The organism is Streptomyces sp. NPDC048734 (genome assembly GCF_043198675.1).
Classification (GTDB): Bacteria; Actinomycetota; Actinomycetes; order Streptomycetales; family Streptomycetaceae; genus Streptomyces.
In genome coordinates this window covers 117,635-131,019 of the sequence record NZ_JBICUZ010000017.1, presented here as the reverse complement: position 1 = coordinate 131,019, position 13,385 = coordinate 117,635, and the positions used below count along the sequence as shown (strand labels likewise).

At 74.1% G+C, this 13,385-nt stretch carries 9 protein-coding genes; all 9 read left to right on the top strand.

What is annotated here, in order from left to right:
* Nucleotides 1-2 precede the first annotated feature (2 nt).
* The 9 genes from ACGFQC_RS31655 (at nt 3) to ACGFQC_RS31615 (ending at nt 13,358) form a co-directional block, all read left to right on the top strand.
* On the top strand, nt 3-3,320 hold the full coding sequence (locus tag ACGFQC_RS31655) for an ATP-binding protein (RefSeq protein ID WP_393289010.1): 3,318 nt from the start codon (nt 3-5) through the stop codon (nt 3,318-3,320).
* Between the two features lie 59 nt (nt 3,321-3,379).
* The gene (locus ACGFQC_RS31650) at nt 3,380-5,983 is read left to right on the top strand and encodes a SpoIIE family protein phosphatase (RefSeq protein WP_363090066.1); all 2,604 of its coding nucleotides are present in this window, start codon (nt 3,380-3,382) and stop codon (nt 5,981-5,983) included.
* Nucleotides 5,984-6,216: 233 nt separating this feature from the next.
* Nucleotides 6,217-6,603 (top strand): STAS domain-containing protein, encoded by a 387-nt coding sequence (locus tag ACGFQC_RS31645; protein WP_363089924.1) that lies wholly within the window; start codon nt 6,217-6,219, stop codon nt 6,601-6,603.
* 228 nt (nt 6,604-6,831) lie between these two features.
* The gene (locus tag ACGFQC_RS31640; protein ID WP_363089925.1) at nt 6,832-7,731 is read left to right on the top strand and encodes an STAS domain-containing protein; all 900 of its coding nucleotides are present in this window, start codon (nt 6,832-6,834) and stop codon (nt 7,729-7,731) included.
* Nucleotides 7,728-8,144 carry an STAS domain-containing protein gene (locus ACGFQC_RS31635; RefSeq protein ID WP_363089926.1) on the top strand — a complete coding sequence of 139 codons (417 nt, stop codon included), beginning with the start codon at nt 7,728-7,730 and terminating at the stop codon, nt 8,142-8,144. Before ACGFQC_RS31640 ends, ACGFQC_RS31635 begins: the two co-directional genes overlap by 4 nt.
* Nucleotides 8,141-8,584 (top strand): anti-sigma regulatory factor, encoded by a 444-nt coding sequence (locus ACGFQC_RS31630; protein WP_363089928.1) that lies wholly within the window; start codon nt 8,141-8,143, stop codon nt 8,582-8,584. The genes ACGFQC_RS31635 and ACGFQC_RS31630 overlap by 4 nt, the downstream gene beginning before the upstream one ends.
* Nucleotides 8,584-9,627: an ATP-binding SpoIIE family protein phosphatase gene (locus tag ACGFQC_RS31625; protein ID WP_363089929.1), complete on the top strand. Its 1,044-nt coding sequence runs from the start codon at nt 8,584-8,586 to the stop codon at nt 9,625-9,627. Before ACGFQC_RS31630 ends, ACGFQC_RS31625 begins: the two co-directional genes overlap by 1 nt.
* Complete coding sequence (locus tag ACGFQC_RS31620; RefSeq protein WP_363089930.1) at nt 9,624-11,342, top strand: SpoIIE family protein phosphatase; 1,719 nt, start codon at nt 9,624-9,626, stop codon at nt 11,340-11,342. Before ACGFQC_RS31625 ends, ACGFQC_RS31620 begins: the two co-directional genes overlap by 4 nt.
* 639 nt (nt 11,343-11,981) lie before the next feature.
* A complete protein-coding gene (locus tag ACGFQC_RS31615; RefSeq protein WP_363089931.1) occupies nt 11,982-13,358 on the top strand; it encodes an NAD(P)/FAD-dependent oxidoreductase in 1,377 nt (458 codons plus the stop codon).
* The last annotated feature ends 27 nt before the right edge of the window (nt 13,359-13,385 follow it).

The following is a 13,385-nucleotide window of genomic DNA, read 5'->3' as shown; positions in this document are numbered from 1 at the left end:
AGATCCTCGAACTCAAGAACACCATCAACACGATGGTCGACCAGCTCTCCGCCTTCGCCGACGAGGTCACCCGCGTCGCCCGCGAGGTCGGCACCGCGGGCAACCTCGGCGGGCAGGCGACGGTCCGGGGCGTCTCCGGCACCTGGAAGGACCTGACCGACAACGTCAACGTGATGGCGTCGAACCTGACGGGCCAGGTGCGGTCCATCGCGCAGGTGGCCACGGCGGTGGCGCGCGGCGACCTGTCGCAGAAGATCACCGTGGAGGCCAAGGGCGAGGTCGCCGCACTGGCCGACGTCATCAACACCATGGTGGACACGCTGTCGGCCTTCGCCGACGAGGTCACCCGCGTCGCCCGCGAGGTCGGCACCGAAGGACGCCTCGGCGGCCAGGCGCACGTGCCGAACGTGGCGGGCACCTGGAAGGACCTCACCGACAACGTCAACTCCATGGCCAACAACCTCACCGGCCAGGTGCGCAACATCGCGCTGGTGACGACGGCGGTGGCCAAGGGCGACCTGTCGAAGAAGATCGACGTCGACGCGCGCGGCGAGATCCTCGAGCTCAAGACGACCATCAACACGATGGTCGACCAGCTCTCCGCCTTCGCCGACGAGGTCACCCGCGTCGCCCGCGAGGTCGGCACCGAGGGGCGCCTCGGCGGCCAGGCCGAGGTGGAGGGTGTCTCGGGCACCTGGAAGCGCCTCACCGAGAACGTCAACGAGCTGGCCGGCAACCTCACCCGCCAGGTGCGGGCGATCGCCGAGGTGACGAGCGCCGTCGCCGAGGGCGACCTGACCCGCTCGATCACGGTCGAGGCCTCCGGCGAGGTCGCCGAGCTCAAGGACAACATCAACTCGATGGTGGGGTCCCTGCGCGAGACGACGCTCGCCAACCAGGAGCAGGACTGGCTCAAGACCAACCTCGCCCGGGTCTCCGGGCTCATGCAGGGGCACCGCGAGCTGCCCGTGGTGGCCGAGCTGATCATGGACGAGCTGGTGCCGCTGGTCGCGGCCCAGTACGGGGCGTTCTACCTCGCCGAGGAGGGGGCCAAGGGTCCGGAGCTGCGTCTGGTGGGCGCCTACGGCTACCCCGACGACGACTCCCGCCCGACCCGGATCCCGTTCGGCCGCTCGCTCGTCGGCCAGGCCGCGCGCAGCCGCCGTACGATCATGGTCGACGACCTGCCCGCCGGGTACGTCGTCGTCTCCTCGGGGCTCGGCAGCGTGGAGCCCAGCGCGCTGGTGCTGCTGCCGATCCTGTTCGAGGGGCAGGTGCTCGGGGTCATCGAACTGGCGTCGGTCACCGCGTTCAAGGAGATCCACCGGGACTTCCTGGAGCAGCTCAGGGAGACCATCGGGGTCAACGTCAACACGATCGTGGCCAACGCCCGCACCGACGAGCTGCTCGGCGAGTCCCAGCGGCTGACCGCCGAACTCCAGACACGGTCCGCGGAGTTGCAGTCCCAGCAGGAGGAACTGCAGCGCTCCAACGCCGAGCTGGAGGAGAAGGCCTCGCTGCTCGTGGCGCAGAACCGGGACATCGAGGCGAAGAACCTCCAGATCGAGCAGGCGCGGCAGGAGCTGGAGGCGCGCGCGCAGCAGCTGTCGCTGGCGTCGAAGTACAAGTCCGAGTTCCTGGCCAACATGAGCCACGAGCTGCGCACGCCGCTCAACAGCCTGCTGATCCTGGCCCAGTTGCTCGCGCAGAACCCCTCCCGCAACCTGACGCCGAAGCAGGTGGAGTACGCGGGCATCATCCACTCCGCGGGCTCGGACCTGCTCCAGCTGATCAACGACATCCTGGACCTGTCGAAGGTCGAGGCGGGCAAGATGGACGTGTCCCCGGAGCGGGTGCCGCTGCGGCAGCTCATCGAGTACGTCGAGGCGACGTTCCGGCCGATGACGACGCAGAAGAGCCTCGACTTCTCGATCAGCACGGCCGCCGGCGCTCCGGCGGACCTGCTGACGGACGACTCCCGGCTGCGCCAGGTGCTGCGCAACCTGCTGTCCAACGCGGTGAAGTTCACCGAGCAGGGCCGCGTGGAGCTGCGCATCGAGCCGGTGGCCGCGGAGGAGGTGCCCGCGGGCGTGGTCCGCGGGGGCACGGTGGTGGCCTTCCGGGTGAAGGACACCGGCATCGGCATCCCCGAGCAGCAGCTCGAGACCATCTTCGGGGCCTTCCAGCAGGCCGACGGCACCACGAGCCGCAAGTACGGCGGCACCGGCCTCGGACTGTCCATCACCCGGGAGATCGCCCATCTGCTCGGCGGTGCCGTGACGGTGGACAGCGCGCCCGGCAAGGGCAGCACGTTCACGCTGTACCTGCCGGTCGCCCGCGGGGACTTCGAGGAGGTGCTCGCCGGCGGCCGGCCGGTGGAGCGCGATGGCGACGGCGACGGCGGGACCTCTGCGGACACCGCGCACCCGCTGGGCCTGCCCGCGCCCTCGGGGGCGGCCCGGCGTCCGCGCCGGCTGCTGGTGGTGGAGGAGCGGCCGCGCGGGCTGCTGACGCTGGTCGCCGAGAGCGTGGTGGCCGACGTCGCGGGCGGCCGGGAGGACGGTGCCCCGCCGCCGGTGGACGTCGTCACCGCGGTGGGCGCGCAGGAGGCGGCGGGGGCGCTGGCCGCCGAGCCGTGCCACTGCGTGGTCCTGGAGCTGGGGATGCCCGACGCGGAGGCGTCCCGCTTCCTGGAGGCCCTGCAGGGCGATTCGGCGCTGACCAACGTGCCGGTGCTCGTGCACAGCGGTCACCGCGCGGACCTCGCCCAGGAGGAGGCGCTGCGGTCCTGGTCCGCGGGCCGGCCGCTGGAGTTCCTGTCGAGCCTCGACGAACTGCGGGAACGCATCACGCTGCATCTGTCCGCCGAGGAGCCGGGCGACGTCCTCGCCCTGGTCCGCCAGGACGAGCCGCAGCCCGTGGCGCCGCAGCCCGTCGACGACGCCGTCGTGGGCCGGACGGTCCTCGTCGTCGACGACGACGCGCGCAACCTGTTCGCGCTCAGCGGGATCCTGGAGCTGCACGGCATCCGGGTGCTGCACGCGGAGAACGGCCGCGAGGGCATCGAGGCGTTGCGCGCCAATCCGGACATCGCACTGGTGCTGATGGACGTGATGATGCCGGAGATGGACGGGTACACGGCCACTGCGGAGATCCGCACCATGCCGCAGTACGCCGACCTGCCCATCATCGCGGTGACCGCGAAGGCGATGCCGGGCGACCGGGAGAAGAGTCTCGCCTCCGGGGCCAGCGACTACGTCACCAAGCCCGTGGACACGCACGACCTGATGTCCTGCGTCCGCCGCTGGCTGACCGCCTGAGAGCGGCCCGCCCGTCCGAGCACCAGGCGCACCGGCCGAGGAGTCATCGCACCGTGAACATGTCCGAAGAGCAGCCCGAGCGGGCCGGGGGCCCGGCGGGGCCGGCCGAGCCCGCCTCCCCGGCGGCGCCCGCCGCCGCGGCGAGCGTCGCGCACCCCGTCGCGCCGGCCCGCGGCCCGACCGCGTCACCCGCATCGCCCGGTGCGGCACAGGACCTCGCCGGCGAGCCCGGACCGGCCGACAAGGAGCCGGCCGGCGCGCCGCTCCCGGAGGCGGCCGCGGGCACCGGCGGCACGGCGGGCGGGCACGCCCCCGCGGCGGCCGGCCGGAAGGAGGAGTCCTCCCCCGTCGGACGTCTGGCCGCCACCGTGAAGCGGCTGCAGCGCGAGGTGCGGGCGGCGCAGGCCGAGGCCGAGGGGCGGGCACTGGTCGAGCTGGCCAAGGGGATCCTCGTGGAGCGGCTCGGCTGCGGGCCCGCGGAGGCGGCCCGGCAGCTCACCGAGCTGGCCGGGCAGGCGGGGACGACACCGCTGGAGTTCGCGGTGGACGTCATCAACCAGGCCGCCAGGGACCGGGTCTCCGAGGTCACCGACGCCTTCCTGGCGGCCGTCACGGGGCACGTGGCGGCCGACGAGTCCGCGGCCGTGCGGCTGCGGGCGGCCGAGAGCGGGGCACTGGCGGCCCAGGACACGCAGGCCGTCGCCGACTCGCTGCTCCAGCACGCGCTGGAACCACTGGGCGCGGTGGCGGTGGCGATCTGGGCGGCGGGCTCCGACGGTTCGCTGACCCTCGCGGGCAGCGCCGGCTTCGCCCCCGTCGAGGCCGCCCGCTGGCACTACGTCCCGCCGGACGTCGCCACGGTGGGCCGGCTCGGCCTCACCGAGCACGCGGGCCAGTGGATCGGCTCGCTCGCGCAGACCGGGCTGCCCACCATCGGCCGCCAGGCCCATCCGGAGGGCGGCCGGGTGGCCGTTCCCGCCGGGACCGGCGGCCGGATCCACGGTGTCCTGGAGATCGCCTGGCCGTCGTTCCTGGAGCCGCAGTCGCCCCAGGTGGTGCGCCAGGTGGAGGCGCTCGCGGAGCTGTGCGCGCACACGCTGCAGGCATATCCCCACGCCCGGGCCGCCGACCGGGAGCCCCGGGTGCTGCCGGACGCCGCCGAGCTGATGGACCTCGCGGACGGACTGCACGACCCGGCGCTGGTGCTCGTGCCGGTCGTCGACGCGGCCGGGCGGCTGGTGGACTTCCGTATCCAGCACGTCAACGACCACTTCCTCGACCCGGCGGGCCGGCCGCGGGCCGTGGTCAACGGCGCCCTGTTGCTGGAGGCCTACCCGATGGCGGCCGGCGACAGCGACCTCTTCCAGCGCATCGAGCGGGTCCACGCGACGGGCGAACCGTTCCGGGCCCGCCGCATGAGCCTGACCGCGCTCGTCGACGAGGTGCCGCTGTCGGCGGTGGCGGACCTGAGCATCAGCCGGCACGGCACCTGCGTGCTGCTCATCTGGCGCATCGAGGACGAGACCGCACGGCTGGCGAGCCTGTTGCAGCACGCCCAGCGCCTCGGCCGGATCGGCGGCTTCGAGGAGAACGTCCTCACGGGCGAGACGACGTGGAACGGGCAGCTGTACGCGCTGTACGGGCGGGAACCGTCGAGCCCCCCGGTGCGGCTCGAGGAGCTGGGGGCCCACGCCCACGCGGACGACGCGGTCCCCATCGGCCGCTTCCTGCGCACCCTGCTGCACCACCTGCGTCCGGCGTCCGCCGCCTTCCGGCTCCAGCGGCCGGACGGGGTGACCCGGCACGTGCGCATCGTCGCCGAGCCGGTCCTGGACACCGACGGCCAGCTGGTGTCCGTACGCGGCGCGTACCAGGACATCTCCTCCCAGCACTGGACGGAGGTGGCGCTCGCCGCCACCCGCGACCAGCTCGTCCAGACCGAGCAGCAGGCCAGTGAGCGCAGCCGGCTGGCGCTCCAGCTGCAGAACGCGATCATGCCGCCCACGCGGGCGCCGCTGGACATGGCGGGCCTCCAGGTGGCGGTCCGCTACCGGCCGGCCGAGGAGGAGCACCTCGTGGGCGGCGACTGGTACGACGCCGTCGTGCTGCCGTCCCGGCTGGTGCTGCTGTGCGTCGGCGACGTGGCCGGGCACGGCATCGAGGCGGCGACCAGCATGGTCGTCCTGCGCAACGCGCTGCGCGGTCTCGCCGTGACCGGCGCGGGCCCGGGCCAGCTGCTGTCGTGGCTGAACATCGTCGCCCACCATCTGACGGGCGCGGTCACGGCGACGGCGGTGTGCGGGCTGTACGACCCGGTGCGGCGCACCCTGCGGTGGGCCAGGGCGGGCCATCTGCCGCCGGTGCTGGTGCGCGGCTCGGGTGCCGCCCCGCTGCCCCTGCTGAGCGGGATGCTGCTGGGCGCCGTGCCGGAGACGTCGTACGAGGAGGCGGAGATCGAGCTGGCGGCGGACGACACGCTGCTGATGTACACCGACGGTCTCATAGAGCGGCGGGACCGGTCGGTGGAGGAGTCGCTGACGCAGCTGCTGCGCCAGGCGCGCTCGGCGCTGCCGTCGCTGGACCAGCAGCTGGACCGGCTGCTCACCCACAGCAGGTCCGACACGGACGACGACACCTGCATCGTGGGCATCAGGCTCGGTTAGGCCTGTCCGGCGGAGCACGCCGGGCAGGCCCTGGACGGTTCACCCGGCCGGGGAGGCATGCCCGTCCCGTTCGGGGGTATCCGCCGGTGCGCGGCGTGAGGCCGGGATCCGCAGGTGGTGGGTGCGGTGCACGGGCCGGGGCCGGTGCGCCGCCGGTCCGCCGGCGTTCCGGCCGCGCGGCGCAGCCGTCCGCCGGTGCGCAGAGCCCGGACCGTAAGTTTTCGGAGGTACTCGTGTCCATTGCCCAGAACCCGCTGTCCGTCGAGGTCACCCTGCCCCGCGAGGACGTGGCCCTGGTCACGGTCGAGGGCCATCTGGACCTCGACACCGCGACCGAGTTCCAGGCCCACCTGGCGAACCAGCTCCATCACGGCCGGCGCCACTTCCTGCTGGACCTGTCGGCGGTCCCCTTCATGGACTCCTCCGGCATGAACATCATCCTGCGGGTGTACCAGGAGGCGCGGGAACTGCCCGGCAGCGTACATGTGATCGATCCGACACCCGCCGTGCGCCGGGTCCTGGATCTCACCGGTGTCAGCATCACCGTCCCCATCTCCGACAAGGTGGACGACGCCCTGGCGCTCATCGACCGTACGCAGTCGTCGCCCGAGACCCCGTAGGACCCGGCCGGCCGGCTCGGCCGCACCCCGCGCGGACCCGCGGGGACGCGGCCGACGGCCGGCCGACACTTGCCATTTGACAACTATGTGGGGCGGGCAAGAGAGTGAGCGAGGCCGACGGCGGGCGCCGCGGTGTCGCGGCGCGCGTCCGGCCGCCACGGACGAACGCCCGTCGCGCACCGGCCGGTTTCCGACGCGCGACGGCAGGAGACGGAGAGGAGTGACGCAGTGCCGGAGCAAGAAGCGGCCGCACCGCAGGAGACACCGACGAAGGAGGTCGGGGCCTTTTTGAGCCGCCGCCGGGAGCAGATCGCCCAGCGCTGGGCCGACGAACCCCTGTTCCGCGCCGTGTTCACCGTGTCGCGCGACGAGGCGGTGGAGGCGGGCCGAAGCGTCGTGGACGCCCTGGCCCAGGTCACCGCCTCCGGGCGGGTGGAGGACTCCGACAGCGCCGGCTTCACCCTCGTGCGCGAGCAGCTGGCGCGGATGTCCGCCTCCCGTTCCCGGTCCGGGATGAGCACGGCACAGGTCTCCGGCGAGGTGGACGCCCTGCGGGCACCGGTCGTGAACCTGCTCGTCGCCGATCTGCCGGACGCCCCGGCGGACCACGTCCGGGAGTGCGCGGAGATCCTGACGGTCCTGATGGGCACCCTGCGGCTCGTCGTCATGGAGACCGCGCTGACGGAGGTCCAGTCCCTCATCGACCGGCAGCAGATGCAGCTGTTGGAGGTCGCCACGCCGGTCATCAGGCTCTGGGACGGCATCGTCGCCGTCCCGCTCATCGGCACGCTCGACAGCGCGCGCAGCCAGGTCGTGATGGAGACCCTGCTGGAGGCGGTCGTCGACCAGCAGGCCCGGTACGCGATCCTCGACATCACCGGGGTGCCGACGGTCGACTCGCTGGTCGCGCAGCACCTCATGAAGACCGTCGCGGCGGTACGGCTGATGGGCGCGGAGTGCGTCGTCTCGGGCATCCGGCCCGCGATCGCGCAGACCATGGTGCACCTCGGACTCGACCTCGGCACCGTCATCACGCGGGCCGGTCTCGCCGACGCCCTGGCCTACGCCCTGCACGGACTGGGCGCCGACATCGTGCAGGCGGCACCCGGCGGTGCGGGCCCACGGTGAACGACGACTTCTCCCGCGTCGGCGGGGCCCCCGTGCCGGTGCTCAGGCTGGGCGACGTCCTGCTGGTCACCCTCCAGGGAGACCTCTACGACGGCACGGCGGAGCAGCTCAGGCAGGACATCGTGGAGTCGATCGCCCGCAGCCGGGTGACCGGTGTGGTCATCGACATCTCCGGCGTCGAGATCGTCGACTCCTTCCTCGGGCGGGTGCTGGCCGAGATCGCGGCCAACGCCCGGCTGCTGGCCGCGCAGACCGTGGTGGCCGGGATGCGGCCCGCGGTCGCGCTCACCCTGGTGGAACTCGGGTTGACGCTGCCGGGCCTGCGGACCGCGCTGAGCACGGAGGTGGCCCTGGAACTCCTCGGGCGGGCGGACGCCACGACGGCCGACGGTCCACGCCGGGAGCGTCGGTGAGCGGGACGGCCGCGGGCGTCGAGACCCGCCTGCCGATCCGCTCCGACCTGGACCTGGTGTGGGTGCGGCAGCATGTGCGGCAGGCCGCCGCCGCGCTCGGCTTCGGCCTGGTGGAACAGACCAAGCTGGTCACGGCCGCCAGTGAACTGGCCCGCAACACGCTGGTGTACGGCGGGGGCGGAGAGGTGCGGACGGTGCCGCTCACCGACGGCCGGTCTCAGGGGTTGCGGCTGGTGTTCTCCGACTCCGGTCCCGGTATCCCGGACGTGGAACAGGCCCTGCGGGACGGCTTCACCTCCGGCGGCGGGCTGGGCATGGGGCTGGGCGGCGCCCGGCGGCTGGTGCACGAGTTCGCCATCGACAGCGCCCCCGGCGCCGGTACGACGATCACCGTGGTCTCCTGGGCGGCCCGGACGCCCCGGCCGCGCGAGGAGCCCTGATGCCCCGGGTGTGGGACGTGCCGGTGCACGACTCGACGCGCGTGCGGGACGCGCGGGTGGCCGCCGAGGAGGCCGCGGCGCTCGTCGGCCTCGACGACAAGCGCACGGCGGCGGCCGCGCTGGTGGCCACGGAGCTGGCCACCAACCTGCTCAAGCACGCCCGCGGCGGCCAGCTGCTCGTCGACCTGGTCCCCCCGCCGGCCGGGCGGGGCGGGGTCGTGGTGCAGATAACCGCCGTGGACCACGGTCCGGGCATGGCCGACGTACCGGCCGCGTTCGGCGACGGATTCTCCACGGCCGGTTCCCTCGGCGCCGGGCTGGGGACGTGCCGGCGGGTCTGTGACGGCTTCGACCTGCACAGCGTGCCGGGGCGCGGCACGGTCGCGCTGGCCCGGCTCGGCGCCGCCGCGCGGACCGATCCGGACGATCCGGCGCCCGCCCGGGCCGGCGGGGTGAACATCCCCCTGGCCCGCGCCGCGTACTCGGGGGACGCCTGGACCTGGGTGCGGGCCGGCGACCTGCTGACCCTGATGCTCGCCGACGGGCTGGGCCACGGCCCGGAGGCGGCCCGCGCCTCCACGGCGGCCGTGGACGAGCTGCACCGCAGTGTCCGTCTCCCGCCCGCCGAGATCCTGCACCGCCTGGACGCCGCGCTGCGCGGCACGCGGGGTGCCGCCGTCGCGGTGGCGCAGCTAGACGTGCCGTCCGAGCGGCTGCGGTTCGCCGGGATCGGCAACGTGGGGGCGCGGCTGCGCGAGGGCGACTCCTGGCGTCATCTGCTCTCCCGGCCCGGCATCGTGGGCGTGCACCGCCCCACGAGGCTGCCGGAGACCGTGGTGCCCTGGGCCGCCGACCGGCTGCTGGTCCTGCACAGCGACGGGCTGCCCAGCCGCTGGGTGCCGCCCGCCCACCCCCGGCCGGCGGAGGCCGATCCCGCGGTGGTGGCGGCGGTGATCGTGCGCGACACCAGCAGTTCCGCCCGCCCGGTGCGTGACGACACCGCCGTGGCCGTCCTGTCCCCGACCCCGCCGGACCGCCCATGATGCGCACCTGGGAGATCACCACCGTCACCGACGCGGCGCGCGCCCGGATCGCCGCGGCACGGCTGGCCGAGGCGTACGGCGTCGTACCGCTGGAGCGGACCCGGCTGGCGGCCGCGCTCAGCGGGCGGCTGCGCCAGTGTCTGACCAAGGGTGGCAGCTGGCGGCTCGGCCTGGAGTCGGGCGAGGGCCTGCTGCGCGTCGAGGTCGCCCCGCTGCCCGCCGCCGCGGAGCCGCCGTGGCGCTTCTGCGTGCCCTGTACCACCCCGGCCGACCCCTCGGTGTCCGCCGGGGTGGCGGACGACCCCGGCGTGCTCGCGGAAGCCCTGCTCGGCGCCGACGAGGACACCGCCCTGGTGCTGGACCGGCTCGCCGAGCAGGAGGAGCTGGTCGCCTTCCACCGCGACGAGCTGCACCAGACCAACCAGGGCGTCCTGGCGCTGCACGCCGAGCTGGACGCGTCCGGGCGGGCCCAGCGCGAGGCGTTCGCCGCCGAGCGCGCGGCCCGCCAGGAGGCGGAGCGGGCCCGGCGCAGGCTGACGTTCCTCGCGGACGCCAGCGCGGTGCTGACGGCGTCCCTGAACCACGAGGAGATCGTGCGCCGGCTGCCCGAGCTGCTGGTGCCCGAGTACGCGCGCGCGGTCGACGTCTGGCTCTTCGACACGGAGGACGACCGGCAGCCCCCCGCCCCGCGGCCGGCGGCCGCGGTGGTCGCCGCCCGGACCGGCCGGCCCCAGTACGCCGCCGGACATCCCGGCGGGCTGCCCGGCGTCGACGACCAGCCGCCGTCGGCGCTGCACCCCGACCGGCCGCTGCTGTGCGTTCCGCTGCCGACCCGCAGCGCGCCCCTGGGCGTGCTGACGCTGACGCCGCCGGGCGAGCGCTGGGACCCCGACGACGCCGTCATGCTGATCGAGCTGACCAGGCGGGCCAGCATCGCGCTGGACAACGCGCGCCGCTTCGAGCACAACCGGGACATCGCCGAGACCCTCCAGCGGGCCCTGCTCACCGATCTGCCGACCACTCCCGGCCTGCGCCTGGCGGCCCGCTACCTGCCGGCGACGTACGGGCTGAACATCGGCGGCGACTGGTACGACGCGTTCCGGCAGCCCGACGGCAGCATCATCACCGTCATCGGCGACGTCACCGGGCACGGACTGCACGCGGCCGTCATGATGAGCCAGCTGCGCACCGCGCTGCGCGCCTACGCCGTCGACGGCGGCAGCCCCGGTGTGCTGCTGACCCGGCTGCACACCTTCCTGCACCACCTCCAGCCCGACCTGTACGCCACCGCCGTCATCGCCCGCTTCCAGCCCGGGGAGCCGGTGCTGACGTGGGCGGCCGCGGGGCATCCGCCGCCCGTGCTGCGCGAGCCGGACGGGCGGGTGCGCACGCTGGACGCCAAGCCGGGGGCGATGCTGGGCATCCCGCTGCACCAGGAGATCGCCGACCACACGGTGCCCCTGGTGCCCGGGTCGACGCTGGCGCTCTACACCGACGGGCTGGTGGAGCGGCGCGCGCAGGGCATAGACCCGGGCATCGAACGGCTCGCGACGGCCCTCGGCTCCTTCCGCACCGGTGAGCTGGACGCGGACCTCGACGGCGCGGCCGACCGCATCCTGGACCCGATGCTGAGCGACTCCGAGCGGGACGACGACGTGTGCCTGCTGCTGTGCCACATCGACAGCGTCGACGGCGCGGCGGTGCGGGCGGGCTGACGGCGGCGGGTCCGCCGATCGCCGGCCCCCGTCGGCGCCTCAGCTCCCGTGGTCGTCGCACCACCCCGGTTCAAGGGGTCCGACGGGGCGGTGTCACGAGGACGAGCAGCGCTGCCGGACGGCTCCCTCCGGCAGCCCGGCCGCCTCCGGCCGGGCGCGGGGGCGGCTCGCGGTGGGCGGTCCCACGCCGGGGCGGTCGGGCCGGGTGCGGGGGTGCGGCGCGCCGTCCCCGGGGCGGGCGACTGCCGGGCGGGCAGCCGGAGCGCGGCCGCCTCCCCCGTGACGAGCCGGCCGGCCACCGGGCTCCCGGCCGTGTCGACCCTCCTCGCCCGCGCCACCCGGTTGTCCCGCCCGGCCTTCGCCGGAGCCCTCCGCGCCGCCTTCGCCGGAGCCCTCCGCGCACTCCACGCCTCCGCCCTGTCGCACCCGCGCTCGTCGTGCGCGTCGGCCCGCCCGGAGGGCCGGGGCGTACACGGGCCGTGCGCGGGTACCACGGGGCACCGGGAGAAACGTTCGTCTGCATGCTCCGTCCGGCTGGCGCAACCGCTTCGGTCGCGGTGGGATCGGCGATGTGCGAAGAGGCAGCCCGGCGGGCACCCGCACAACGTCGAGGCAGACCGCCCGGAGCCGCAGAAAGGGATGGACATCGTGACACGACCCAGGATCCTGGTGGTGGGCGCGGGCTTCGCGGGAGTGGGGTGCGTTCGACGCCTGGAACGCGAACTCGCCGCCGCGGAAGCCGACGTCACCCTGGTGACACCGTTCGCCTACCAGCTCTATCTGCCGCTGCTGCCGCAGGTCGCCTCCGGGGTGCTGACCCCCCAGTCGATCGCGCTGTCGCTGCGCCGCAGCAGGAAGTACCGCACCCGGATCATCCCGGGCGGAGCCATCGGCGTGGACCTGCGGTCGAAGGTCTGCGTCATCCGGACCATCACCGACGAGATCGTCAACGAGCCGTACGACTACATCGTTCTCGCACCCGGCAGCGTCACCCGCACCTTCGACATCCCGGGGCTGACCGACCACGCCTTCGGCCTGAAGACGCTCGCGGAGGCGGCCTACATCCGCGACCACGTCATCAGCCAGCTCGACCTCGCCGACGCCAGCAACGACCCCGCCGAGCGGGCCGCACGGCTGCAGTTCGTGGTGGTCGGCGGCGGCTACGCCGGCACCGAGACCGCCGCCTGCCTCCAGCTGCTCACCCACAACGCGGTCAAGCGCTACCCCAGGCTGGACCCGAGCCTGATCAAGTGGCACCTGATCGACATCGCGCCCAGGCTGATGCCGGAACTCGGCGACAAGCTCGGGCGCAGCGCGCAGGAGGTGCTGCGCAGGCGGGGCATCGAGGTGTCGCTGGGGGTGTCCATCGCCAAGGCCGGGCCCGAGGAGGTCACCTTCACCGACGGCCGCGTGGTGCCGACCCACACGCTGATCTGGACCGCCGGTGTCGTGGCGAGCCCGCTGATCGCCACGCTCGGCGCGGAGACGGTCCGCGGACGGCTCGCGGTCACCTCGCGCATGGACCTGCCCGGCCACGACGGGGTGTTCGCGCTCGGCGACGCCGCGGCCGTCCCCGACGAGGCCAAGGGCGAGGAGGGCGCCGTCTGCCCGCCGACCGCCCAGCACGCGATGCGGCAGGCCAAGGTCGCCGCCGACAACGTCATCGCGCACCTGCGCGGCCGGGCGATGCGGCCGTACGCGCACAAGGACCTCGGGCTGGTGGTCGATCTCGGCGGCACCGACGCCGTCTCCAAGCCGCTCGGCATCGAACTGCACGGGCTGCCCGCGCAGGTGGTGGCCCGCGGGTACCACTGGTGGGCGCTGCGCACCGGAGTGGCCAAGGCGCGCGTGCTGACGAACTGGACGCTGAACGCCGTCGCGGGCGACGATTTCGTCCGCACCGGCTTCCAGGCCCGGCGGCCCGCCAAGCTGAAGGACTTCGAGTACACCGACACCTATCTGACGCCCGAGCAGGTGCGGGCCCAGGTGGAGAGCGGACGCCCCGAGGCCGGCTGAGACGGGCGGGAGGGGACGGCGGCGTGA

Bases quoted from the DNA above. Each gene is read 5' to 3' on its own strand.
- ACGFQC_RS31650 (WP_363090066.1), top strand. From the start codon at position 3,380: ATGTCCGAAGAGCAGCCCGAGCGGGCCGGGGGCCCGGCGGGGCCGGCC.
- ACGFQC_RS31625 (WP_363089929.1), top strand. From the start codon at position 8,584: ATGCCCCGGGTGTGGGACGTGCCGGTGCACGACTCGACGCGCGTGCGG.
- ACGFQC_RS31620 (WP_363089930.1), top strand. From the start codon at position 9,624: ATGATGCGCACCTGGGAGATCACCACCGTCACCGACGCGGCGCGCGCC.
- ACGFQC_RS31615 (WP_363089931.1), top strand. From the start codon at position 11,982: ATGGACATCGTGACACGACCCAGGATCCTGGTGGTGGGCGCGGGCTTC.